Annotated in this window: 22 protein-coding genes and 1 other annotated feature; of the genes, 18 read left to right on the top strand and 4 right to left on the bottom strand. The window is 62.2% G+C overall.

Annotated features, from left to right (window positions below):
• The first annotated feature begins 26 nt into the window (after positions 1-26).
• From ACSQ2A_RS03290 to ACSQ2A_RS03280, 3 genes are read left to right on the top strand one after another with little or no spacing between them, the layout of a single operon-like run.
• The gene (locus tag ACSQ2A_RS03290; RefSeq protein ID WP_295411317.1) at positions 27-1,022 is read left to right on the top strand and encodes a TRAP transporter substrate-binding protein; all 996 of its coding nucleotides are present in this window, start codon (positions 27-29) and stop codon (positions 1,020-1,022) included.
• Positions 1,019-1,603, top strand: a complete 585-nt coding sequence (locus ACSQ2A_RS03285) for a TRAP transporter small permease subunit (RefSeq protein ID WP_295411316.1) — start codon at positions 1,019-1,021, stop codon at positions 1,601-1,603. The genes ACSQ2A_RS03290 and ACSQ2A_RS03285 overlap by 4 nt, the downstream gene beginning before the upstream one ends.
• A 2-nt stretch (positions 1,604-1,605) precedes the next feature.
• Positions 1,606-2,913: a TRAP transporter large permease gene (locus ACSQ2A_RS03280; protein ID WP_436071060.1), complete on the top strand. Its 1,308-nt coding sequence runs from the start codon at positions 1,606-1,608 to the stop codon at positions 2,911-2,913.
• 124 nt (positions 2,914-3,037) lie between these two features.
• On the opposite strand, the gene ACSQ2A_RS03275 is transcribed toward ACSQ2A_RS03280, so the two are convergent.
• On the bottom strand, positions 3,038-3,712 hold the full coding sequence (locus ACSQ2A_RS03275) for a 4-carboxy-4-hydroxy-2-oxoadipate aldolase/oxaloacetate decarboxylase (RefSeq protein WP_436071059.1): 675 nt from the start codon (positions 3,710-3,712) through the stop codon (positions 3,038-3,040).
• Between the two features lie 16 nt (positions 3,713-3,728).
• Complete coding sequence (locus ACSQ2A_RS03270) at positions 3,729-4,934, bottom strand: aspartate transaminase (protein ID WP_436071058.1); 1,206 nt, start codon at positions 4,932-4,934, stop codon at positions 3,729-3,731.
• Between the two features lie 242 nt (positions 4,935-5,176).
• On the opposite strand from ACSQ2A_RS03270, the gene ACSQ2A_RS03265 reads away from it, so the two are divergent.
• From ACSQ2A_RS03265 to ACSQ2A_RS03200, 14 genes are all read left to right on the top strand, one after another.
• The gene (locus ACSQ2A_RS03265) at positions 5,177-5,563 is read left to right on the top strand and encodes an acetyl-CoA carboxylase biotin carboxyl carrier protein (protein ID WP_436071057.1); all 387 of its coding nucleotides are present in this window, start codon (positions 5,177-5,179) and stop codon (positions 5,561-5,563) included.
• A gap of 4 nt (positions 5,564-5,567) precedes the next feature.
• Positions 5,568-6,920, top strand: coding sequence for an acetyl-CoA carboxylase biotin carboxylase subunit (gene accC, locus ACSQ2A_RS03260; RefSeq protein WP_436071056.1), 1,353 nt, complete (start codon positions 5,568-5,570; stop codon positions 6,918-6,920).
• On the top strand, positions 6,917-7,597 hold the full coding sequence (pxpB, locus tag ACSQ2A_RS03255) for a 5-oxoprolinase subunit PxpB (RefSeq protein WP_436071055.1): 681 nt from the start codon (positions 6,917-6,919) through the stop codon (positions 7,595-7,597). Before accC ends, pxpB begins: the two co-directional genes overlap by 4 nt.
• Complete coding sequence (locus ACSQ2A_RS03250; protein ID WP_436071054.1) at positions 7,597-8,562, top strand: biotin-dependent carboxyltransferase family protein; 966 nt, start codon at positions 7,597-7,599, stop codon at positions 8,560-8,562. Before pxpB ends, ACSQ2A_RS03250 begins: the two co-directional genes overlap by 1 nt.
• Positions 8,559-8,942, top strand: coding sequence for an acetyl-CoA carboxylase biotin carboxyl carrier protein (locus ACSQ2A_RS03245; RefSeq protein ID WP_436071053.1), 384 nt, complete (start codon positions 8,559-8,561; stop codon positions 8,940-8,942). Before ACSQ2A_RS03250 ends, ACSQ2A_RS03245 begins: the two co-directional genes overlap by 4 nt.
• Positions 8,939-9,712: a LamB/YcsF family protein gene (locus ACSQ2A_RS03240; protein ID WP_436071052.1), complete on the top strand. Its 774-nt coding sequence runs from the start codon at positions 8,939-8,941 to the stop codon at positions 9,710-9,712. Before ACSQ2A_RS03245 ends, ACSQ2A_RS03240 begins: the two co-directional genes overlap by 4 nt.
• Positions 9,713-9,801: 89 nt before the next feature.
• A complete protein-coding gene (locus ACSQ2A_RS03235; protein WP_436071051.1) occupies positions 9,802-10,566 on the top strand; it encodes an SDR family oxidoreductase in 765 nt (254 codons plus the stop codon).
• 31 nt (positions 10,567-10,597) lie between these two features.
• On the top strand, positions 10,598-11,677 hold the full coding sequence (locus ACSQ2A_RS03230; protein WP_436071050.1) for an ABC transporter ATP-binding protein: 1,080 nt from the start codon (positions 10,598-10,600) through the stop codon (positions 11,675-11,677).
• 211 nt (positions 11,678-11,888) lie between these two features.
• Entirely contained in the window at positions 11,889-13,184 is a 1,296-nt protein-coding gene (locus ACSQ2A_RS03225) for a sugar ABC transporter substrate-binding protein (protein WP_295411292.1), read from the top strand.
• A 20-nt stretch (positions 13,185-13,204) separates the two neighbouring features.
• A complete protein-coding gene (locus tag ACSQ2A_RS03220; RefSeq protein ID WP_436071049.1) occupies positions 13,205-14,137 on the top strand; it encodes a carbohydrate ABC transporter permease in 933 nt (310 codons plus the stop codon).
• Positions 14,138-14,139: 2 nt separating this feature from the next.
• On the top strand, positions 14,140-15,048 hold the full coding sequence (locus ACSQ2A_RS03215) for a carbohydrate ABC transporter permease (RefSeq protein WP_295411288.1): 909 nt from the start codon (positions 14,140-14,142) through the stop codon (positions 15,046-15,048).
• 53 nt (positions 15,049-15,101) lie between these two features.
• Positions 15,102-15,905, top strand: coding sequence for a sugar phosphate isomerase/epimerase family protein (locus tag ACSQ2A_RS03210; protein ID WP_436071048.1), 804 nt, complete (start codon positions 15,102-15,104; stop codon positions 15,903-15,905).
• 95 nt (positions 15,906-16,000) lie between these two features.
• Positions 16,001-16,804: a sugar phosphate isomerase/epimerase family protein gene (locus ACSQ2A_RS03205; protein WP_436071047.1), complete on the top strand. Its 804-nt coding sequence runs from the start codon at positions 16,001-16,003 to the stop codon at positions 16,802-16,804.
• Positions 16,805-16,880: 76 nt separating this feature from the next.
• Positions 16,881-16,936 (top strand) — a sequence feature (sul1 is cis-regulatory element that is thought to sense ions involved in sulfur or methionine metabolism; They are found in Alphaproteobacteria).
• 67 nt (positions 16,937-17,003) lie between these two features.
• Entirely contained in the window at positions 17,004-18,485 is a 1,482-nt protein-coding gene (locus ACSQ2A_RS03200; protein ID WP_436071046.1) for a SulP family inorganic anion transporter, read from the top strand.
• Between the two features lie 52 nt (positions 18,486-18,537).
• Here the strand turns inward: ACSQ2A_RS03200 and ACSQ2A_RS03195 are convergent, their stop codons facing one another.
• Both ACSQ2A_RS03195 and ACSQ2A_RS03190 read right to left on the bottom strand, forming a co-directional pair.
• Positions 18,538-19,890 (bottom strand): sigma-54-dependent transcriptional regulator, encoded by a 1,353-nt coding sequence (locus ACSQ2A_RS03195; RefSeq protein WP_436071045.1) that lies wholly within the window; start codon positions 19,888-19,890, stop codon positions 18,538-18,540.
• Positions 19,883-21,763, bottom strand: coding sequence for an ATP-binding protein (locus tag ACSQ2A_RS03190; RefSeq protein ID WP_436071044.1), 1,881 nt, complete (start codon positions 21,761-21,763; stop codon positions 19,883-19,885). The genes ACSQ2A_RS03195 and ACSQ2A_RS03190 overlap by 8 nt, the downstream gene beginning before the upstream one ends.
• A gap of 170 nt (positions 21,764-21,933) precedes the next feature.
• Between ACSQ2A_RS03190 and ACSQ2A_RS03185 the strand changes: the two genes are divergently transcribed.
• Positions 21,934-22,902, top strand: coding sequence for a tripartite tricarboxylate transporter substrate-binding protein (locus ACSQ2A_RS03185; RefSeq protein ID WP_436071043.1), 969 nt, complete (start codon positions 21,934-21,936; stop codon positions 22,900-22,902).
• Positions 22,903-22,912: the final 10 nt, after the last annotated feature.

The raw sequence follows: 22,912 nt of genomic DNA, 5'->3' as shown, positions 1-22,912 counted from the left end.
ACGGACCCAAGGGAAAGGAATTCAGTATGCTCACCCATGCACGGGCAGCAGGTCTCGTCGCCGCGCTCGGTGTCGCAGGCGCATTTGCCATAGCGGCTCCGGTCTCCGCGCAGACAACGCTCAATCTTTCGGACGTTCTCCCCGAGACCAACTTCATGGTGCAGAACGCCACCCGCTTTTCGCAGGAAGTCAGCACCGCAACCGATGGTCAGGTCAACATTTCGGTCAAGGCTGGCGGTTCGCTCGGCTTCAAGGGCCCCGACCAACTGACCGCGGTTCGCGATGGCCTCGTCGACATGGCTGACATCAATATCAGCCAGCAGGTTGGCGTTAATCCGCTGTTCGGCGTCGAAGGCGTTCCGTTCCTCGTCTCTTCGATGGACGAACTCAAGAACTACCACGAGTTCGTCCGCCCGGCCTTTGAGAAGATCGCCGAGGAGAACAACCAGAAGATACTCTATCTCGTGCCTTCGCCGGCCCAATATGTGTACCTCAAGGTCCAGGTCGACAGCATCGACGACTTCAATGGCATTCCGGTTCGCGGCGCCGACAAGAACACGGTGGATGTGGTCAGTGCCATAGGCATGGCTGGCGTTGCCATGCCGTGGGGCGAACTGATCCCCGCCCTCGCCTCCGGCCGCGTCGAAGGTGTCGCCACCTCGGCGACCTCCGGTGTCGACGGAAAGTTCTGGGAATTCATGAAGTACATCTATCCGACCAACCACACGTGGGGGTCAAACATGGTGACCATCAACCTCGACTCCTGGAATCGTCTGACGCCTGAACAGCAAACCGCGATTGAGGAAGTCGCCGCAAAACTCGAACCCGAATTCTGGGAAGTCTCGCGCCAGGGGGATGTCGACAGCATAAAGACCATGCAGGAAAACGGCATGGAATTGGTCGCCATCCCAGATGACCTGCGCACCCAGATGGTCGAGAAGGCCCAGCAATTGCAGACCGACTTCGTGGCCCGTGTCCCCGATGCCGGTCCGATCGTAGAGCAGTACAAGGCAACCCAATGATGATCGACACTTCGACCCATGGCGTGTCGAAGGGCTTCACCGCGACGCTGGAAAGCGTCGCGGACTGGACCTCGCTCATTGCCGCCTTTCTCGCCGCCGCCTGTATTGTCGCTCTGACGGGCCTAATTCTCGCGGAAATCTTCGCGGCCCTGGCAGCCCGCTTCATCCCATCGCTGCCGTCGGGTATCGGTATCGGCTGGGAGTACAGCGCCTATCTCATGGGTGGGGCCTTCCTTCTGGGCTCGGGTATGACACTCCGCGCCGGTCAGCAAATCCGCGTTGAACTACTGTTGCGCGCCAAAAACGGTCGCTACGCCCGCCTCATGGAAATCCTATCCGCCCTCTTGGGTGCCGCCATAACGGTGTATCTCGCGGTGACACTGGTGCAGTTCACTTACCGGACCTTCCTGAGCGGTGAAGTCTCCCAGGATAGTTTCACCCCGCTCTGGATTCCCCAGGTTGCCCTGAGCGTTGGCGCCGTCGTTCTTGCGTTGCAGATGGTCGTTCGCGCCATCCTGAGCCTTGCGAACAGCCCACTTGAACGCCCTGAACTGGGCGCTGCCACACAGATCGAGGGCTGACCATGGCCGCAGTACTCACTGGCCTCTTCGGCCTTCTCTTCGGGTTTCTGTCGGTGGGCATGTGGATTGGCATTGCCCTCCTCGCTACCGCCGTTGGTCTTGGTTGGCTCTTTACGTCCATCCCCATGGATCGCCTGCTGCCGCAATATGTCTTCAACATCATGACGACGCCGGACTTGGTGGCCCTGCCGCTCTTCGTCTTGATGGGTGAATTCCTGTTCCGCACCAAGCTCTCGGCGGCCCTCTTTTCCGGCCTCGCTCCCTGGGCTGGCTTGCTCCCCGGTCGTCTGCTGCACGTCAACGTCATCGGTTGCTCGATCTTCGCCGCCATTTCCGGTTCCTCGGCTGCGACCACGCAGGTCGTGGGTCGCATGACGCTCAAGGAACTGCTGCGCCGCGGCTATTCGCCCGACGTCGCTATCGGTAGCCTTGCCGGAGCGGGCACGCTCGGCTTCCTGATCCCCCCATCGACCGTCATGATCATGTATGGCGTTCTCGCCGAAGAGTCGGTCCTTCGCCTCTTCACTGCTGGCTTCATCCCTGGTGTCTTGCTCGCGGCAGTGTTCAGCGGCTGGATCATGATCCACACGTCGATGAACAAGGACATGGTGCCCGAGGGCGAACGCGAACTGCGCCACATGCCCTTCCGCGAGCGCCTCGCCGCACTCAAGGATCTTTGGCCCGCAATGTTCCTGATCCTCTGCGTGCTCGGTTCCATGTATGGCGGCCTTGCAACGCCGTCGGAAGCCGCCGCGCTTGGTGTTGTTGGTGCCCTGATCGTGGCGCTCAGCCAGCGTGCCCTGACCTGGACGTCCGTGCGGGATATCGCGCTCGGAGCTGTCCAGACCTGTTCGGTCATGGGCATCATCATCCTTGGCGCCTCGGTCCTCGGTAATGTCACCGCCATTCTCGGTGTTCCGGAAGCCGTTGCCGGCATGGTCAATGGCTGGAACCTGTCGCCGATCATGCTGATCGTCGTGCTGATGATCCTCTATCTGATCCTCGGAACCGCGCTCGAAGGCTTCTCGATGATCGCGACCACCCTGCCCGTGGTCCTGCCCATCGTCGAGGCGGCCGGCTTCGACAAGGTCTGGTTCGGCATCTTCATCGTGCTGGTCGTCGAAATGGCGCAGATTACACCACCCGTCGCCTTCAACTTCGCGGTCATCCAGAACATTACCAAGAAAAGCACCGGTTATATCGCGAAGGTGACCATGCCCTATCTGCTGATCATGATGGGTTTTACCATTCTTTTGGCGCTGTTCCCGGACATCGTTCTCATCGGACCAAGGCTGCTTCTCGGCTCCTGATGTCCCCCATCAGACGGACGAGCGGAGCCCGGGACAATCGTCCCGGGCTTTCTTCTGTTCCCGATGCGGCAACAAAAAAAGGCGCCACGAAAGTGGCGCCTTCAGTCAGGGAGGAGAGGAAGAACTACTCGTCGGTGGTCAGACCCTTGGCGGCGAGAACACCGGCAAGGTTGGAGACTTCGATGACGCTTTTGCCGGCCTTGTAGGCGGCGATATAGCCGGCCTCGGCGGCTTCACGTTCCCTGGACTTTTCAGCCGCAAAGGCCGCGCTTTCGCGGCGCACGACAACCAGCCCATCGGCATCGCCACGGATGATGTCGCCGGGATAGATGATCTCGCCACCAACGATGACGGGATCGTTGACCTGCCCGATAGTCTCCTTGACCGTGCCCTTGATGCAGTGGCTGAGCGAAAACACCGGAAAGCCAAGCTTGATCAGTTCGGCCGTGTCGCGCACGCCGGTATCGGTCACAAGACCCGCAATACCCTTGGCAAGGCAGGCATTGGCGAGCACGTCGCCGAATGAACCTGCCTCTTCATATTCGCCGGCCGAAACCACGACGACGTCGCCTGCCTTGGCGTAGGAAATCGCCACCTGAAGCATGATATTGTCGCGCGGCGCGCATTTGACGGTGAAAGCCGGGCCGCAGAGCGACATGGAGCGATCCACCGGCTTCAGGCGCGAGCTGAGCGCGCCAAGACGCCCCTGAGCTTCGTGGATGGTTGCCGTGCCGTATTTTGCCAGTTCCGCGACCAGTGCGGGATCGGGACGGTCGATTTTCGTTTTGACGTGTACCATTGGGTCTCCTCTTGAATTAGTTGAGCGCTGCCACGGCCGCAGCGATGCGGCGGCAGGCTTCCTCGATCAGGTCGGTCGAGGTGGCGGTCGAAATGCGGAAATGCGGGGAAAGGCCATAGGCCGCGCCATGGATGGCAGCGACACCGCTATCGAGCAGGTAGAGGACGAAATCGAGATCGTTCTCGATTTTGGCGCCCTTCGGCGTGGTCTTGCCGATGACACCGGCGCAATTGGGGTAGAGGTAGAAAGCGCCCGAAGGCACCGAGCACGAGAGCCCGTCGATCTTGTTGATCGCGGCCACGGCAATATCCCGGCGCTGCTTGTAGACTGCGACGGTCTCGGCAATAGAAGACTGGTCGCCAGCCATGGCAGCAGCAGCGGCTGCCTGGCTCATCGAGGCCGGGCAGGACGACATCTGCGACTGCAGCTTGTTGATGGCGCCAACCAGAGGGGCCGGGCCCACGCCATAGCCGATGCGCCAGCCGGTCATGGCGTAGCTCTTCGAGACACCATTGACGACAAAGGTGCGGTCCGCCAGTTGCGGCGCAACCTTCAGGATGTTTGGAACGCGGCCGCTCTCGAACCAGATCTCGTCGTAGATTTCGTCGGTGAGAACCCAGACATGTGGATGGCGGTCGAGCACAGCGGCCAGTGCCTTGAGCTCGGCTTCGGAATAGGCGGCACCGGTCGGATTGGATGGCGCGTTGAGGATCAGCCACCGCGTCTTTTCGGAAATCGCCGCCTCAAGCGCTTCCGGCGTCAGCTTGAACCCGGCGCTTTCCGGACATTCAACGATGACAGGCTTGCCCTCGTTGGCCAGCACCATATCGGGATAGGACACCCAATAGGGCGCCGGAATGATCACTTCGGCATCGCCGTCGACCGAAGCCATGAGCGCAACGAAGATCACCTGCTTGGCGCCACCGCCGACCGAAATCTGGTCATCGCCATAGTTGATGCCTGCGCGATCGAGCATGCGGGCGCGGATGGCCTGCCGCAGGGCCGGCGTGCCGTTGACCGGGGTGTATTTGGTATCGCCATTGCGGATGGCGGCGATGCCGACTTCCTTGATCGCATCGGGCGTGTCGAAATCGGGTTCACCGACCGTCATGTCGACGAGATCAAAGCCGGCGGCGCGCAATTCCTTGGCGCGGGCCGCAGCGGCCACGCTGGGCGATGGTTTTATGCGCGCAACCCGCGCGGCGGGAGTGAAGCTGGTCATCGAAAGTCCTCAATGCGCACCCCGCCCACGTGACGGACTGCTCCTGAGGTCAATCTAGGCGAGCGCCATGGCCCGCATCCAAAACGGGTTCGGTCTTACGCAATAAGGAACCGCGATGATGTCCCAGTCATCGCGCAACGATCTGACCCCATCATTCCCCCGCTATGTTAGCCATTTTCTCAGCTGCGAAAGGCGGAAGCGCGACTGTTTTCCTGAAGAACCGCCGACCGGATGAGTCCCCTATGGACGTGGAAAGACTGCAGAAAATCATCGACTGGATGCAGCGCTCGCCGCTGCAGGAACTCGAGATTGTTGAAGGCGATTTCAGGACGCGCCTCGTGCGCGGCAGACAGGCCGAAGTTACTTCCATCCCTGCGGCTACCCAGCCCGTGTCCGGCACTGAGGTTACTGCCCCCAGCTACGGTATCGTCCATCTCTCCCCAGCCCCCGGCGCGGAACCCTTCGTAGCGATCGGATCACGCGTCGAGGCCGGCCAGACCCTTTGCGTCATCGAGGCCATGAAGGTTTTCAGCCCCATCGAAGCAGACAAAGCTGGCACCGTCTCGGCCATCCTCGTCGCCGCTGGCTCTGAAGTTTCTGCCGGCCAACCCATTATCCGGCTGGACTAAAATCATGTTCGACAAGCTTCTCATCGCCAATCGCGGGGAAATCGCCGTTCGCATCCAGCGCGCCTGCCGCGAACTCGGCATCAAGACCGTGGCGGTCTATTCCGAAGCGGACGCAGACGCGCCCTATCTCGAAACTGCCGATGAAGCCATCTGCATCGGGCCGACCGCTTCGCGCCGCTCCTATCTCAATGCTGACGCCATCATCATGGCCGCGCTCGCAACCGGTGCCGGGGCCATTCACCCCGGCTATGGCTTTCTCTCCGAAAACGCCGCCTTCTCCGAAGCCATCGCGGCGGCCGGCCTGACTTTCGTTGGCCCATCGGCCACGGCCATCCGTACCATGGGCGACAAGGTCGCCGCCAAGCGCGCCATGATCGCCGCGGGCGTGCCCTGCGTGCCTGGCCCCGACAGCGCCCTGCCCCAGGATTTTGACACCGTTTCGCGCATTGCCGCCGAAATCGGTTATCCCGTCATCATCAAGGCGGCTGGCGGCGGCGGCGGTCGCGGCATGCGGGTCGTCCACTCGGACCGCGAATTGAAGGATGCTGTCGACCTGACCCGCGAAGAAGCCCTGCGCTTCTTCAACAATGCCGAAATCTACATCGAGAAATTCCTCGAAAACCCGCGCCATATCGAAATCCAGGTGCTCTGCGACAGCCATGGCAATGCGCTCTGGCTCGGCGATCGCGATTGCTCAATGCAGCGCCGCCACCAGAAGGTCATCGAGGAGGCACCCGCTCCCGGCATCGACCGCGCCGTCATCGCCGCCATCGGCGAGCGCTGCGCCAATGCCTGCCGCCAGATCGGCTATGTCGGCGCCGGTACGTTCGAGTTTCTCTACGAGGACGGCGAGTTCTATTTCATTGAAATGAACACCCGTGTGCAGGTGGAGCATCCGGTTACCGAACTCGTCACGGGCGTGGATATCGTCGCCATGCAGATCCGCGCCGCGCAGGGGGAGCGGTTCAAGCTCGCTCAATCGGACATTGCGACATCAGGCCACTCGATCGAATGCCGCATCAATGCCGAAGACCCGTTTACGTTTTTACCCTCGCCGGGGCTCGTCACCAAGCTTGACCTGCCCTCGGGGGATGGCGTGCGCGTCGATACGCATCTGCGCGCCGGCTACACGGTTCCTTCGAGCTATGACTCGCTGATCGCCAAGCTGATCGTCCACGGCGCCACGCGCGAAGAAGCACTGACCCGCATGCGGCAGGCGTTGGGAAACCTCCATATCGGCGGCATTTCCACCAATATCCCGCTTCAGATCGAACTGCTTGCCGAACCGGGTTTTGCCAATGGCGGCGTCAATATCCATCACCTCGAACACTGGTTGAAGGAAAGGCGCGTCGCATGAACATGCACTCCGTTCCGGCCATCACCGACGTGCCGCGCTTCAGCCTCTTGGGGCTAACCGCCATCATCTTCGAAGCCCCTGGCGCCTTCGATCTCGACCATCAGCGCCGCATTTGGGCCATGGCCGACATCGCCGCCACCTGGCCCAATGTGCGCGAAGCCGTGCCCGGCATGACCAATCTGTCGGTGCTGTTCCATAAGCCACTGGCCGATCCGCAGGATTTCGGCGGCAAGCTCGTCGAGCTTTGGAACAGGGGCGTCAGCAAGGACGTCGATGGACGCAACATCGACATTCCCATCATCTATGGCGGTGAAGGCGGCCCGCATCTCCAGGAAGTTTCCGAGATGACCGGCCTTTGCGTAGACGATGTCGTCGCCATCCACTCAGCGCCCACCTACCCGGTTTATGCCGTGGGCAGTCATGCCGGCTATTGCTATCTTGGCGGGCTCGATCAGCGCCTCTTCCTGCCGCGCCGCTCGGTGCCGCTGCTCTCGATCCCCGGCGGCTCGCTCTCGATTGCCGGTCACCAGACGGGCGTTTCGGCCTCGGCCGGCCCCAGCGGCTGGCACACGATCGGCTCGGCGAAGGCGGTCTTTTTCGATCCGCATCGAGATCCGCCCTCGCTGCTCGCACCGGGCGATACCATTCGTTTTCATCCCGAAAAGGTGCTGGTGTGATGGAAATCCTCAGCAGTACGCCGCTCGCCACCATTCAGGATATCGGCCGCTTCGATCACTATCACGATGGCGTTGGCCGCTCCGGTGCCATGGATGGCCTTGCCCTCGCGATCGGCAATGCGTTGCTTGGCAATGACGCCAATGCCGCGGCAATCGAAATCCCCCTCCTACCCTTCAAGCTGCGCTTCGAGGAAGACCTCGACATCGCCATCACGGGCGCCGATTGCGAAGCGCTGCTCGACGACGTGCCACTGCCGCCCGATTGGGCGCTGTCGGTAAAAGCTGGCCAGACCCTGACGCTTTCAGCCATACGAGAAGGCTGCCGAGCCTATATCTGCGTTGTTGGCGGTTTCGATGTCCCCGAAGTGTTGGGCTCGCGCAGCACGCAATTGCGCGAAACCTTTGGTGGCCACGAAGGGCGCATGCTGAAAAAGGGCGATCGCTTGAAAGCCCTCGGCACCTCCGCCGGCCTACCGCCCGGCGGGCTTGGCGCCACGCCGTTCACGCAAGAGCCCGGCCCGGTCACCGCCCGCGTCCTGCCGGCCGCCGAATACGAGCGTTTCACCGCAGAATCCCAACGCAGTTTCTGGACTGCCGACTGGCAGGTAACCCCGCAGAGCAATCGCAATGGTTATCGGCTTTCGGGCCCGAACCTGACCATGAAAGACACGAGCGAACTGCGCTCGCACGGCGTTGTGCCCGGCACCATTCAGGTGCCCATGGGTGGCCAGCCGATCATTCAATTGGCCGATGCCGCCACCATGGGCGGCTATCCAAAATTCGGTACGGTCATAGAGCCCGATCACTGGCGCCTTGCCCAGGCCAAGCCCGGCACAGCTATCCGTTTCGTCGAGGTCGACTATCCGGCAGCTCTCGCCGCCCAGGCCGAGCTTGATGCCTATATCGCCGATATCCGCGCCTCCGCCGGACGCCAGCGCCGCGCCGCTTCGGGGTGGCAGTCATGATCACAGTTGATCTTCTCGACGACCTCCTCAAGCGCATGCAGGCAGCAGGGCTCAGCGGGCTCGAAGTGCAGCAAGGCGATACCAGCATCATCATGCGCCTGGGCAGCGCTGTGCCAGCTGTGGCTTCAAGCAAGCCCGTTCCCGTCCGCAGCCAGAGCCTCGGCACCTTCCGCGCCAGCCACCCCCGACGTCCGAACACGGCATTCAAGCCTGGCGACCATGTCCTGAAGGGCACGGCCCTCGGCTATCTCGAAGCCAGTGGCACCCTGACCGCCATCGTGGCGCCTGCAACCGGCACGCTTTCGGAAGTGCTCGCCAGGGACGGCGACCTCATCGGCTTCGGCGCCCACGTCTTCACCCTGGAGGAGAGCGCCTCATGAAGATCGATCTCAATTCCGATCTCGGGGAAGGTTTTGGCCCCTATACCATCGCCGATGATGCCGGGATCATGGACGTCATCACCTCCGCCAATCTCGCCTGCGGCTATCATGCCGGCGATCCCGTCATCATGGATCGCACCATCGGCCTCGCCAAAGCAGCCGGGGTCGATATCGGCGCCCATGTCGGCTATCCCGACCGTATGGGCTTTGGCCGCCGTCACATGGCGATGGACCTGCCCGAGCTTGAAAAACACGTCATCTATCAGCTCGGCGCGCTCGAAGGCCTCGCGCGACCATATGGCCGAAAGATCAGCCACATGAATCCTCATGGCGCCCTGGGCAATCTCGCCAGCGCCGACCGCGCCGTGGCCGAGGCCCTGGTCCGCGCCACCAGCGCCTTCGATCCCAATATCGCCTATCTCGTCCTCTCGGGCTCCGAGCTCGAGGCCGCCGCCCGCGCCGCTGGCAGGCAGACGATCAATCTCTTCCTCGCCGATCGCGCCTATCTGCCAAATGGCCAGTTGGCACCGCGCTCCATGCCCGGCTCGGTCATCAAGGACGAAAACACCTCCACCTCGCGCATAATGCGTCTTCTCGATGATGGCACGCTTGTCGCCATCACCGGCGAAATCCTGCATATCGAGGTCCAGTCCATCCTCGTCCATTCCGATACGCCCGGCGCTCTCGATATGGCGCGCGCCATCCGCTCGGCCATCACCAAGGCCGGTGGGGTCATAACGCCCCTCTCGCATCTGCTCGCTCATTCATAGCGAACTCTTATCTCATCAGACACAGACCGTCTTGGCGCTCCGAGGCTGCCGGCGGTTACCGTCCCGTCATATTTCGAAAGGAGCCCAGAATGCCATTTTCAGACTACAAGACCGCATTGGTAACCGGCGCATCTGGGGGCATGGGTTACACGATCGCCGAGCGCCTCGCCAAGGAGGGCCTGACGGTCCACGGTGTCGGCCGCAATGCCGAGGGTCTCAAGAAACTGGCCGATGCCACCGGCGCCATCACCCATCTCGTTGATGTCAGCGATACCGCTGCCCTGACCGAACTGGTCAGCGGCCTTGAAATCGACGTGCTGATCAACAATGCGGGTGTCTCGCGCGCGGGCAATATCCTCAGTTCTGATGCCTTCGACATCGACGAGCAGATCGACGTCAACCTGCGCGCTGCACTGCAACTTGCCCGCCTCACCCTGCCGGGCATGGTCGAGCGCAATCGCGGTCATATCGTCAACATCACTTCCATTGCCGGCCACTATGAATTTGGCGGCCACACCGTCTATCATGCCACCAAGGCTGCCATGCACACCGTCTCGCGCCAGCTGCGCGTCGATGCCTATGGCAAGGATGTGCGCGTTACCGAAATCTGCCCCGGTCGCGTCGAGACTGATATTTTCGCCAAGGTCCAAAAGATCTCACCCGAAGAAGCCCACGAGCGCTTCTATGCCGACTATGAATGTCCCAAGACCGAGGACATTGCTGACGCTGTAGCCTTCGCCATTGCAGCGCCGCACTATGTCAACGTGGGGATGATCGAGATCATGCCGACGCTGCAAGTTCCCGGCGGCTTGCGCACGGGCACGAGGACCGAGTTCCCGTCCACCCGTCTCTAGTACGACGTCAATTCAGCAGGAGGGATATGCAATGGCACGGCTTCAACTCAAGGACGTCTACAAGTCCTTCAACCAGACCGATGTCATTACCGGCATCGACCTCGATATCGAGCACGGCGAGTTCGTGGTCTTTGTCGGTCCCTCCGGCTGCGGCAAGTCCACCCTCCTGCGAATGATTGCAGGCCTCGAGACGATTTCGAGTGGTGAACTCTGGATCGGCGACGAACTCTGCAACGACGTCCATCCCGGCGACCGTGGCATTGCCATGGTGTTCCAGTCCTATGCGCTCTACCCGCATATGAGCGTCTACGACAATATCGGCTTCAACATGAAGGTCACCGGGGTCGCCCGCGATGTGCGCGATGCCAAGATCAAGAACGCTGCCCGTATCCTGCAGATGGAACATCTGCTCGATAGAAAGCCGTCCCAGCTTTCCGGCGGCCAGCGCCAGCGCGTCGCCATCGGCCGCGCCATCGTGCGCGAGCCGCGCGTCTTCCTCTTCGACGAGCCCCTGTCCAATCTGGACGCAGCCCTCCGCGTCGATACCCGCATGGAACTGGCCAAGCTCCACCAGGAGCTTGGCGCCACCATGGTCTATGTGACTCACGATCAGGTTGAGGCCATGACCCTCGCCGACAAGATTGTCGTGCTCAACGGCGGTGTCGTCCAGCAGGTCGGCACGCCGATCGAACTCTACCAGCGTCCTGCCAATCGCTTCGTCGCCGGCTTCATCGGCAGCCCAAAGATGAATTTTATCCCGGTCGAAGTGTCGGGGATTGGGGCAAACAGCCTCAAGGTCAAATCGTCCGACATATCCGAGTTCGAGGTCCCCGCTGCAACAGCAGGCGCCAAGGTCGGCGACCGTCTGACCCTGGGTATCCGCCCACAGGAGCTGCGACTGGCCGCGGACGGGCCCATCACAGGCACAGTGGCCGTCGTCGAACGCCTCGGCAGCGAGACCATCGTTAATGGCGACCTCGTCGATGGCAGCACGATCCTAGCCGTTCTCGATGGCGATCGTCCGCTCGATATCGGCTCCAGCGTGCAGTTCGCCTTCGACAGCGACAAGGCCGTATTGTTCAACGAACAGGGCGTTGCGCTCCTGCCATAAGGCCCCGTTTGCAGCGGGTCTCGGACCAAGGGCGGCCACTGTGCCGCCCATATCCGTTTGGTCTGGAAACCCCGCCGATCCATAACGCGCCGTTATTACTACAGACTGACATAGTCTTTGTGGGGCAGTGATGCCGGTGCCAATCTTGGGCTTGCGAGGGAATACGCAGCGAGCCGAAATCGGCAGCGCGTACGCGACAATGGAGAAACACTTGTTCAAGAACCCAAACAAGGCCGGTAGCGCATTCCGGGGTGTCGCCTTTCTGGCGGCGGCCCTGTGCAGCTCCACCGCCATCGCTCAGGACGCGCTCGAAGTCTGGTCCCGCAGCGGCCCGCAGGCTGCCGAAACCTACAAGGCCGTCTTTGCCGCCTTCACCGAGAAGACCGGCATCCCGGTCGAATATCTGGCGACCGTCGAATTCGAGACCCAGCTGCAGGCCCGCGCCGCGGCCAAGGACCTCCCCGATGTCCTGATCTACGATCAGGCCAGCATGGCGGCCTATGCCAATGCCGGCATGATCCTGCCTGTCGTTCCCGAGGATTTCGCCGGTCACGACCAGCTCAGCGAAGCGTCGTGGGACTCGGTCCGCATGGCCGATGGCGCCTACTACGGCGTTCCCTTCAGCCAGCACGCCCAGGTCACCTTCATCCGCTCGGACTGGCGCGAAAAGCTCGGCTTTGAAGTGCCGACGACGCATGACGAACTCGTCGCACTCGCCACCGCCTTCGCCACACAGGACCCCGACGGCAATGGCACCGATGCCGACACCTATGGCATGGCCGTTCCGGGCACTACTGATCGCGGTTTCTTCACCTGGTGGCTCTCCTCCTACATGATGCAGCGCGGCGGCTCCTTCGTCACCGGCGGCGAGGGCAAATACACGGTCACCGTGAACAGCCCGGAAAGCGTTGCTGCCGTCGAGTGGATCCAGAGCCTCTTCTGCGGCACGCCGAGCCTTGTGCAGCCGGGCGCGCTGACCAATGCCAGCGCCACCCCGTTCTTTGCCGAGAACCATGCCGGTATCTACCAGACCGGCCCCTATGCTTTCGCCAACTTCGACAAGGCGCCGGGCAAGGACAAGTATGAGATCGTCATCGCTCCGGCAGGTCCGGGCGGCAAGACCACCCTCACCGAACGCACCAGCATCTACTTTGGCGCCACCTCTACCCAGCCCGACAATCAGAAGGCACTGGCCGAATTCCTGATCAGCCCGGAGGCGCAGGCCCTCGGCATGACCGCTCCCGGCCAGCCCGTCGTGCGCCTACCCGTCAACACCACCCTCAACGCCGCCGAAATCTACGGCGACGAGCGCTGGGCCGTGGTTGCCGAGCAACTGGAAGACTCCAAATTGATGCCGTCGGACGTGGACTTCACCACGGCGCGCCTCGACATCGCCGAGACGTTCCAGTCCATGTTCTCGCAGTGCACCAGCGACATCCAGGGTAACCTCGATGGTCTCGCCGGACGCATCTCCGACGAACTCAGCATGCAGAACGCACTGCAATGACCGAGCAGGCAGGCGAGGCAATGACGCCTTTGATTGATAACGCGGCGTCTCGCCCGCCTGCCGGCACCCTTCGCCGGCGGGCCAGACCCCAGTCCCGCTGGTGGACGGTCTGGCTCTTCCTGCTGCCGGCGCTGCTGCTGTTTCTCTATTTCAAGTTCATCCCGATGTTCCAGGGCATCCAGATGAGCTTCCAGAAGGTCCGCCCCTTCCTCGGTAATGAATGGGTCGGCTGGTCGAACTACACCGCGGTCCTCAACGATTCCCGTTTCCACGACGCCATAGTCCATACCCTGATCCTGGGGTTCGGCCAGTCCATCGGGGCCGTCATCGGTGGTCTGGTGCTGGCCCTGCTTCTCGAAGGCGCCAGCAAGACGCTCTGGTTCGTGCGCACCGCTGCCTTCCTGCCGGTCGTCACCGCGACCGCCGTCATCGGCGAAGTCTGGCGCATCATCTATTTCCCCGCCCCCAACGGCTTCCTCAATTCCGTCCTCGGCACCGTCGGCCTCGACCCCGTCCGCTGGCTCGAGGACCCGGCAATAGCCCTCTATTCCGTGATGGCCGTCGGCATCTGGCAGGGCGCGCCTTACAATATGGTGATCTTCCTTGCCGGGCTCGCCGGTGTCGATCGCTCGCTTTACGAGGCCTCGGCCATCGATGGCGCAAAACTGCGCCACCGCCTCTGGTACGTCACCCTGCCTGCCCTGCGTCCCGCCATGACCATCGTTCTGGTGCTCGCAGCGGTCCGAAGCCTCCGCGTCTTCACCGACGTCTGGGTGCTCACCGGCGGCGGACCCGCTGGCGCGACCGACGTCTGGATGACCCGCATCTATTCGCTCGGCTTCGAGCGCAACCAGATGGGCATCGCCTCGGCTGCCTCGATCCTCCTCCTGATCGCCAGCGTCGCCCTGACAGCGCTCGCCCTGTTGATCACCCGCAAACGCGCGGAGAAATGACCATGAGCACCGCTTCCGCAAAGCCACGCCAGAAACGCGCCCAGGTCGATTCCAGCAGTTTCGACACTGCCCTCGGCTGGCAGCCGGGCAAGAAGACGACCGCGCTGCTGCGCGCCGCCATCTGCGCCATCATCCTCTTCGTCTTTGCCGGCCCGATTTTCACCATCATCGCCGGTGCCTTTGACCTCAATCCCGATCCGACCCGCCTGACCCTGATCCCGCGCAATCCCAGCCTCGAAAACTTCGCGGTTGCCTCCCAGCGCGGGATCTGGGGCTTTTTCTGGAATTCGCTGATGATCGCCGGTATCGGTCTCCTGCTGCAGATCATCGTTGCCGTCACCGCCGGCTACGCGCTCGCCCGCCGCAAATTCCGCGGCCAGGCCATCGTCCTCGGCATTTTCCTTGCCACCATGATGCTGCCCGAAGAGGTGGTGGCCGTGCCCCTGGCTGTCGTTCTCGGCGACCTGCCGCTGACCGGCATCAACCTGCGCGGCACGATCTTTGCCGTCATCCTGCCGGTCGCTGCCTCGGCCTTCTCCATCCTGGTCATGGCCGCCTTCATGCGCGACATTCCCGACGAGATCGTCGAGGCCGCCACCATCGACGGGGCCAGCGAAATGCGAATTCTGATCGAGATCATCCTGCCTATGTGCAAGCCGGCGCTCGGCGTCGTCGCCATCTTCGGCTTCATCGGCATCTGGGACCAGTATCTGCTGCCCATTATCGCCGCGAACCGCACCTCGGACTACATGATCACCGTGGCCCTCGCGAGCCTCCGCGCCGACGTCCAGGTCGGCACCGGTGTGCTCCTCGCCGGCGCCTTCCTCGCGCTCGTCCCGAGCCTCATCGTCTATCTCCTGCTGCAGAACTCTCTGGTCCGCGGCATCACCTCGGGCGCTATCAAGGGATAGCGCCCCTCCCCTTCACTCTGCCCCGCCGCAAACCCACGAGGATTGTGACATCAATGATCTTGTCCACCGTCACCGATGAAGTGCTGCCCGATCGCTCGCACGACGCCTTCCCGCGCATCTTCCGCACCGCCGCCGATCAGGGCGTCAGCACCTTTGAAATCCGCATGGTCGAGGCCAAGCGCTTCCCCATCGTCGAATCCGAAGCCTGGGACCGCCTGCTGCACTATTCGAAGGAATTCGGCATCACCTACACATCTGTGTCGCCGGGCCTCTTCAAGACCACGCTCCATAGCGACCTGATGCTCCCCCATCGCAATCACCTGGCCGCCATGAGCATGGACATGGCCGAGCGGATCAATGTGAAGACGCTCGTTACCTTCGGCGTGCTGCGCGACAAGCGCGACGGTGCCGACGCCTTTGGCCGCGTCGTCGATCTCCTGCGCAGGACTGCCGAGGACGCCGCCGCCCGCGGCTTTACCCTGCAGCTCGAAAACCTGCCCCACACCTGGGCCGATACGGCCGATAACTGCCTTGCCCTCCTCAAGGCAGTCGACCACCCTGCCTTTGGCTATATCTGGGACGTGGGCAATCTCTACGAGGCCGAGCCCGGGGACTTCCGCCCCGGCTACGAAAAGCTCAAGCCATATATCCGCAATGTCCACCTCAAGGACGGTCGCGTCGAAAATGGCCGCATGATCTGGCAGCAGTTCGGCAAGGGCCTCACCGACATCAAGGGTCAGATCGAAACCCTCAAGGCCGACGGCTACAAAGCCACGCTGACGGTCGAAGCCAAATGCGAGCCGCAGATGGACGAGGATTTTCCCAATTCGCTGACCTATCTGCGTTCGCTGCTCTGAGCCGCTAGCTCCAATCCAAATGCGCCTGAAGACGGTCGCAAGCCCCGGCTCGCGCCGCAGGCTCCCCTTTGCCCAAAACTCCCCAAGGACCTGACATGATCGTCACCGCCGTCACCAACGAAGTCTTTCCAGACGCCTCCCAGGAATCCCTGCCAAAAATCTTCGCCCGCGCTGCCGAAACTGGCATCAAGCACTTTGAACTCCGCATCGTCGAAAGCCGCCGCTTCCCCGCCTACGACGCGGACTCCTGGGCGCGCCTGAAGAAGCTCGCCGCCGACCATGGCGTGACCTTCACCGCCGCCTCGCCAGGCCTCTTCAAGGCCGGCCTCGACAGCGAATTCCAGGCCCTTCACCTCAACCACCTGCTCCCAATGAGCATGGACCTCGCCGCTTCGGTCGGCGTCAACACCATGATTGTTTTCGCGCCCAACCGTAGCGCGGCAAAGGACGCCGGCGAATTCGACAGGGTTGTCGACCTCCTCGGTAAGGCCGTCGACAAGGCCGCTGCCAATGGTTTTACCGTCCAGCTCGAGAACCTGCCGGGCAGTTGGGCCGATACCAGCGACGCCTGCCTCGCTCTACTGCAGGCGGTCAATCGCCCCGAGTTTGGCTATGTGTGGGACACCGGCAATCTCTACGAAGCCGAGCAGACCCACTTCCGGGCTGGCTACGAGAAGCTCAAGCCCTATATCCGCAACGTCCATCTCAAGGATGGCGCGATCGAAAACGGTCAGATGATCTGGAAGCGCTATGGCGAAGGCGTCACCGACGTGAAGGGCCAGATCCAGGCCCTCAAGGACGACGACTATGCCGGCACGCTGGTGCTGGAAGCCGCATGCAAGCCGCACCACCTCGACGACTTCCCCAGCTCAACGAAATACCTCAAATCCATCCTCTGACGCCGCTTGGCGCGGGTTGCGACCCGCGCCTCCGCTTGCACATGCCTCTCCGCTCTGGCATAGGCGAGACACTCATCCTGGACCCGGTGCAATCCCGGGTGGCTCTTCCGGCCGCCGATCCGCCGGACAATCAAGCAAGCTATTCCATCGCCGTCAGGATCGCCTATGCGACCCGGCCGGTAGCGCCCTTGAGCTATTAATGTCCTTTTCCCAAACCCTGCGCGGCGACTGGCTGTCTAATATTCGCGGTGACACACTATCCGGCATCGTCGTCGCCCTGGCTCTCATCCCCGAAGCGATCGGCTTTTCGATCATTGCTGGCGTTGACCCTCGGGTCGGCCTCTACGCTTCCGTTGTGATCGCCATTGTCATTTCATTCGCTGGCGGCCGACCGGCCATGATTTCGGCCGCTACCGCGGCAACAGCTGTGCTCTTCGGCTCGCTGGTGCGTGAGCATGGCCTGCAATACCTGCTCGCGGCCACCATCCTTGCTGGGATGATCCAGATCGGCCTCGGCTGGCTGCGGATCGGCTATGTCATGCGCTTCATTTCGCGCTCGGTGATGACCGGCTTCGTCAATGCGCTCGCCATCCTGATCTTCATGGCGCAGCTGCCCGAACTCATCGGGGTCACCTGGCAGACCTATGTGATGATCGCGGCAGGCCTTGCCATCATCTACACTTTCCCCAGGCTGACCCGGGCCGTTCCTTCGCCACTGGTCTGCATCCTGGTCCTGACCGCGCTCGCCCTTATCTTTGGGATCGATACGCGCACCGTGGCCGATCTCGGGGCTTTGCCATCCACGCTTCCGGTCCTCCTGTTTCCCGACGTTCCGCTCAATTTCGAAACACTGCAGATCATCCTTCCGACTTCGCTGGCGGTTGCCGCCGTTGGCCTGCTCGAAAGCCTCCTGACCGCCTCCATCGTCGACCAGATGACCGACACCAAGAGCGATAAGAACCGCGAAAGCATTGGCCAGGGCCTTGCCAATATCGCGTCCGGGCTTTTTGGGGGCATGGGCGGCTGTGCCATGATCGGCCAGTCGACAATCAATGTAAAATCGGGCGGACGCACCCGGCTCTCCACCTTCGTCGCGGGCGCTTTTCTGCTATTCCTGCTCCTGGCTCTAGGCGATCTGGTGGGGCTCATTCCCATGCCGGCGCTCGTCGCCATCATGATCATGGTGTCGATCGGTACCTTCAACTGGCGCTCCGTCCTCGATCTGCGCCACCATCCCCGCCGCTCAAGCCTAGTAATGCTGGCCACCGTCATGACTGTTGTCGGCACGCACAACCTGGCGCTGGGTGTCGGTGTCGGCGTACTAATCTCAGGAATTTTCTTCGCGTGGAGGGTCGCACAGAGTTTCCGGGTCACCTCCACTCTGAGCGCGGATGGACAGGAACGACGTTATCGCGTCGTGGGCCAACTCTTCTTCGCCTCCGCCGACGACTTCCTCAACAGCATGGACTTCAGCGAGAACCTTGCCCGCGTTAGCATCGACCTCACCGCGGCGCATATCTGGGATCTAACTGGCGTCAACGCCGTCGACATTGCCGTTCTGAAGTTCCGCCGCGCTGGAGCCAAGGTCGACTTGGTCGGCATGAACGACGCCAGTGCCGCCATAATGGACAATCTGGCGGTGCATGATCGTCCTGGAGCGATCACGAAAGTACTGGGCTGACAATACAAACGCCTCTAGATTCACGCTTGCTGTCTGGGCGGCGAAGCGCTTGCTACCGGCGCACGCCCAGTCTCGACATCTTTTCACTCAGCGTCCTGCGGGGAACTTGCAAGGCCTCGGCAGCGGCGGCGATTGAGTCGTTGTTGCGGGTCAGCGCATCTTCGATCAGATGCCGTTCGAAGGCTGCGACGCGCTCATTGAGACCGCCTTCGGACATGGGTATGTCAGGCGCGGCCGACCCAAGAATGACGCCGAGCGACCGCCCCGTTGCATCAAGGCCAATGGCGAACCGATCGGCCGCCGCTTTGAGTTCGCGGACATTGCCGGGCCAATGGTGATGCACCAGCGCCTGGGTATCGGCTGGATGCAGCTGTGGCGCTGGCCGCCCAAAGCGTCGCGCGGCTTCGCCCAGAAAATGATGGAAGAGCAGGATGCAGTCCTCGCCGCGCTCCCTGAGGGGAGCGAGGGCAATGGTGGCGAGGTTGAGCCGGTAATAGAGATCGGCGCGGAACCGCCCCTCATTGCTTTCAGCGCCCAGGTCCACCTTGGATGCAGCGATGATACGGACGTCGAGCGGGATTTGCTTGTTCGATCCCACCCGCTCGACTACGCGCTCCTGGATCACCCGCAACACCTTGGCCTGGGCCAGGAGCGGCATGGATTCGATCTCGTCGAGCAGCAGTGTGCCACCGTTTGCATATTCGAATTTGCCGACGCGCTGCGTGCCTGCGCCCGTGAAGGCCCCTGCTTCATGCCCGAAGAGCTCGCTCTCGATCAGCTCGGACGGGATTGCCGCGCAATTGACGGCCACGAAGGGTGCCTTAGCCCGGGAAGAAAAATCGTGGAGACAGCGCGCAACGACTTCCTTGCCCGTGCCTGTCTCTCCCAGAATGATGACATCGGTTGGTATCTGCGCCAGTTCGCGCACCGCATTGCGCAGCCGCTCCATGGCTGAAGAATTGCCGACCAGCCGCGCCGCCAGCTCGGTTTCACCGCCATCGAGGCGACGTCGTAGGTCGGCGATCTCGCGCTTCAGCGCCGCCTGTTCGCTCGCTCGCCTGAGGCTGGCGACCAGTTCGTCCGGCACATAGGGTTTTTGCAGGAAGTCGAACGCGCCCTGCCGCATCGCCTCCACCGCCATGGGCACGTCGCCATGCCCGGTGATCAGGATCACCTCGGCCGGCAACATGCGTTCCCGCACCTTGCGCAGGAGGTCGAGGCCGGAAAGACCGGGCATCCGCACGTCGCTGAGGATGACATGCGGAGCCACCGCGTCGAGCTTTTCGAGCGCAGCGGTGGCACTATCGGCCACATGCGTCGCAAAGCCGGAAAGGCGCAGCCACTGTTCTAAGGCGGTGCGGATCATTTCCTCGTCATCGACAATGAGTACGGTTGGCTCAGTCAACGCGTTGCCTTTCGGTTGGTACCGCCAGTCGGGCCAGCGGCAATATCATTGTGAAGCGGGCGCCCCGGCCCGGCACACTTTCGGCGGAAATGCTGCCGCCGAGATCACGCACGAGCCCATAGGAAATGGAGAGCCCTAGCCCCAAGCCCTCTCCCGGACCCTTGGTGGAGAAGAACGGATCGAAAATGCTGCCGATAGCCTCGGAGGGGATACCGACGCCCGTATCGGCTACGACGACGCTGACCGCAGCTCCGGTCTGTTGCACGCTGATCGATAGGACGCGCATCGTCTGGCCGACCATGGCGTCGGCGGCATTGGCAAGGAGGTTGATCATCACCTGCTCGATATGCACGGGATTGCCCACAACCCGGATCGGCGCCGACGGCCGACTATACTCCACATCCACCCCGACCTGCCGCAATTTATGATCGACGAGATCAAGCGCGTCAGCAATCACCACGCCCAGATCCGCCTCGATCGGCGCTGTCGGTTGCTTGCGGGCAAAGGTCTTGAGGTGGCTAGTCAAACCGGCAAGGCGGTCGACAATCCTGTCGATCTGCCCCAGGACCGTTCCGATTTCCTCATCGCGCCGGCGCGAAGCCAGAAGCTTTGCACTGGCGAGATGCGTCGTCAGCGCCGCGACCGGCTGGCTCACCTCATGGGCGACGCCTGCCAGTGCCTGGCCCAGGCTTGCGAGCTTTGCCGCCTGCACGAGATGCGCCTGCACCTGCCGCTCGGCATCCTCGGCGCGGATGCGTTCGGCGATTTCCTCGCGCAACGCCTCATTGGCGATGTGCAGGTCCTCAGTCCGCTCGGCCACGCGCTGCTCCAGTCGCTCGTGCTCCGCGAGGCGCTGCGCGAGAAGCCGTCGCCTTTGGGCCAAAAGGGCGAGGATCAATAGCAGCGCGGCGACACCGAGCCCGACTGCCGCTGCGGCAAGCCAGGCGCCGCGGAAAAGCGGGCCAGTGGGCGTGAAGGAGATGATGCGCCATTGATGCGCGGGGAGCCGCAGTTCATTGACCATGAAGATGCCCGAGGTATCGGCATCGTCGCCCGCGATATACGCAAAATTGACGTCCCGCGAGGCCCAGATGGCTGACGCGACGGGCGCCTCCCGGGGCCCCTGCGGTCCATAGCGCAGTTGCGGCTTTATGCGGGCATAGTCAGCCGGGGAAACCTGCGAAATCGGCCGATAGCGCCAGTCGGGGCGAGTCGAGAGAATGGTGATGTTGTTGGTATCAACGATGCCGATCAGCTCTCCCGACCGCCACCAATTGGCTTCGATCTCACCGAGGTTGATCTTGGTGACCGCGACACCGAGCGGGCCATCTTCTCCATCGATCCGGCGGGCGAGGAAGTAACCGGCGACGCCGGTTACAGTGCCCACAGCATAGAATTTCGCGTCGCCATCGGCCATGGCCTCTTCGAAATAGGGTCGGTAGCCGAGATTTTCGCCGACGAAACTATCGTAGGCCCACCAATTGGACGCAGCGACCACATGGCCATCGGCGGCCATCACGAAAAGCTCGCCTGCCCCGGCCGTATCGTTGAGACGAGAGAGAAAGCCATTGGCGCGCTCGCGTCGCGCAGCATTGTCTGGATCAGCAAGGATGGCGCGCACTTCCGCAGCCAGCGCCATGCTGGAGGGAAGGTAGTGAAAGCGCTCAATGATGGCTTCAAGCGTTCGGTCGAATAACACCAGCCGGCGTTCGGCCTGTTCGCCACCGCTGCGCAGCGCTCCGGAGAGCGAAATTTCAAAAGCCACCCAGCCGCTGGCCACGACCGCGAGAAGGGCCGCTCCAATCAGCAGAAGCTGACGGCGCCCCAATAATTCGCTGAAGCCGAAATGGCTTGGCTTTGCTGCTTTTGGCAAGAAACCGCCACCTCCTAGCGGGCAGTTTGGCAATATTCCGCCAGTTTCGCCAGAGTGACTTGCAAAAATCGCAGGTCTGGCCTGCACTTTCGATCTGGCACACGCTTTGCAAAGCAGGTGATCGACCGGCGGAGGAGCCGGGTTCAAGATCCATATCGGGAGGACATCCAATGAAAAAGACCGTCGCCATTCTGGCGCTTGCCATAACAGCACTTTCCGGCACCGCCTTCGCGCAGGACTATCCGACAAAGCCGATCACGGTTGTCGTACCCTTCTCGGCCGGCGGGCCAACCGACACGGTGGCACGCCTCGTGGCCGAAGTGATGAGCGGCGATCTCGGTCAGCAGGTCGTCGTGCAGAATGTCGGCGGCGCCGGCGGCACATTGGGTGCGGGGCAAGTCGCGACTGCCCAGAACGATGGCTACACCCTGCTGCTGCACCACATCGGCATGTCGACCGCCCCGACGCTCTACCGCAGTCTGCCTTATGACCCGCTGACCGACTTCGCCACCATCGGCCTCATCACCTCCGTGCCTATGACGCTTGTCGCCCGCAAGGATTTCGAGCCCAATACGCTTGAAGAGCTGCTGGCCTATATCAAGACCAATGGCGAGAACGTCACCTACGCCCATGCCGGCATTGGCTCGGCCAGCCAGCTCTGCGGCATGTTGCTGATGGAATCGACCGAAACCATCATGACCACCGTGCCCTATCAGGGCGCCGGCCCCGCAATGACCGACATCATCGGTGGCCAGATCGACATGATCTGCGACCAGACCACCAATACGACCAGCCAGATCCAGGCTGGCGAAGTAGAGGCCTATGCCGTGACCTCGCCCGAGCGGCTCGGCAACCTGCCCGACGTGCCGACCACCAAGGAAGCCGGGCTCGATCTCGAGATCGGCGTGTGGCATGGCCTTTACGCTCCGGCAGGCACCGATCCGGCCATCATTGCGCGACTCGAAACCGCGCTGCAGGCCGCCCTGACCAATGAGACAGTGGTCGCCCGCTTTGCCGAACTTGGCACCGTCCCGGTCACCGCTGAAGAAGCGACGCCCGCAGCGCTTACCGAAATGCTGACCAGCCAGATCGAACTCTGGCGCGGCGTCATCGAGGCGGCCGGCGTCTACGCCGACTAAGGTCTTCCAT

This window comes from Devosia sp. LjRoot3, from assembly GCF_964252865.1.
Lineage (GTDB): Bacteria > Pseudomonadota > Alphaproteobacteria > Rhizobiales > Devosiaceae > Devosia.
This window is presented reverse-complemented; position numbering and strand designations above follow the sequence as displayed.

What these genes read in the sequence shown, in the direction of transcription:
- ACSQ2A_RS03265 (WP_436071057.1), top strand. Translation starts at nt 5,177, where the DNA reads ATGGACGTGGAAAGACTGCAGAAAATCATCGACTGGATGCAGCGCTCG.
- pxpB (WP_436071055.1), top strand. Translation starts at nt 6,917, where the DNA reads ATGAACATGCACTCCGTTCCGGCCATCACCGACGTGCCGCGCTTCAGC.
- ACSQ2A_RS03185 (WP_436071043.1), top strand. Translation starts at nt 21,934, where the DNA reads ATGAAAAAGACCGTCGCCATTCTGGCGCTTGCCATAACAGCACTTTCC.
- ACSQ2A_RS03235 (WP_436071051.1), top strand. Translation starts at nt 9,802, where the DNA reads ATGCCATTTTCAGACTACAAGACCGCATTGGTAACCGGCGCATCTGGG.
- ACSQ2A_RS03220 (WP_436071049.1), top strand. Translation starts at nt 13,205, where the DNA reads ATGACGCCTTTGATTGATAACGCGGCGTCTCGCCCGCCTGCCGGCACC.
- accC (WP_436071056.1), top strand. Translation starts at nt 5,568, where the DNA reads ATGTTCGACAAGCTTCTCATCGCCAATCGCGGGGAAATCGCCGTTCGC.
- ACSQ2A_RS03205 (WP_436071047.1), top strand. Translation starts at nt 16,001, where the DNA reads ATGATCGTCACCGCCGTCACCAACGAAGTCTTTCCAGACGCCTCCCAG.
- ACSQ2A_RS03230 (WP_436071050.1), top strand. Translation starts at nt 10,598, where the DNA reads ATGGCACGGCTTCAACTCAAGGACGTCTACAAGTCCTTCAACCAGACC.
- ACSQ2A_RS03290 (WP_295411317.1), top strand. Translation starts at nt 27, where the DNA reads ATGCTCACCCATGCACGGGCAGCAGGTCTCGTCGCCGCGCTCGGTGTC.
- ACSQ2A_RS03275 (WP_436071059.1), bottom strand. Translation starts at nt 3,712, where the DNA reads ATGGTACACGTCAAAACGAAAATCGACCGTCCCGATCCCGCACTGGTC.
- ACSQ2A_RS03245 (WP_436071053.1), top strand. Translation starts at nt 8,559, where the DNA reads ATGATCACAGTTGATCTTCTCGACGACCTCCTCAAGCGCATGCAGGCA.
- ACSQ2A_RS03280 (WP_436071060.1), top strand. Translation starts at nt 1,606, where the DNA reads ATGGCCGCAGTACTCACTGGCCTCTTCGGCCTTCTCTTCGGGTTTCTG.
- ACSQ2A_RS03240 (WP_436071052.1), top strand. Translation starts at nt 8,939, where the DNA reads ATGAAGATCGATCTCAATTCCGATCTCGGGGAAGGTTTTGGCCCCTAT.
- ACSQ2A_RS03200 (WP_436071046.1), top strand. Translation starts at nt 17,004, where the DNA reads ATGTCCTTTTCCCAAACCCTGCGCGGCGACTGGCTGTCTAATATTCGC.
- ACSQ2A_RS03210 (WP_436071048.1), top strand. Translation starts at nt 15,102, where the DNA reads ATGATCTTGTCCACCGTCACCGATGAAGTGCTGCCCGATCGCTCGCAC.
- ACSQ2A_RS03215 (WP_295411288.1), top strand. Translation starts at nt 14,140, where the DNA reads ATGAGCACCGCTTCCGCAAAGCCACGCCAGAAACGCGCCCAGGTCGAT.
- ACSQ2A_RS03270 (WP_436071058.1), bottom strand. Translation starts at nt 4,934, where the DNA reads ATGACCAGCTTCACTCCCGCCGCGCGGGTTGCGCGCATAAAACCATCG.
- ACSQ2A_RS03250 (WP_436071054.1), top strand. Translation starts at nt 7,597, where the DNA reads ATGGAAATCCTCAGCAGTACGCCGCTCGCCACCATTCAGGATATCGGC.
- ACSQ2A_RS03285 (WP_295411316.1), top strand. Translation starts at nt 1,019, where the DNA reads ATGATGATCGACACTTCGACCCATGGCGTGTCGAAGGGCTTCACCGCG.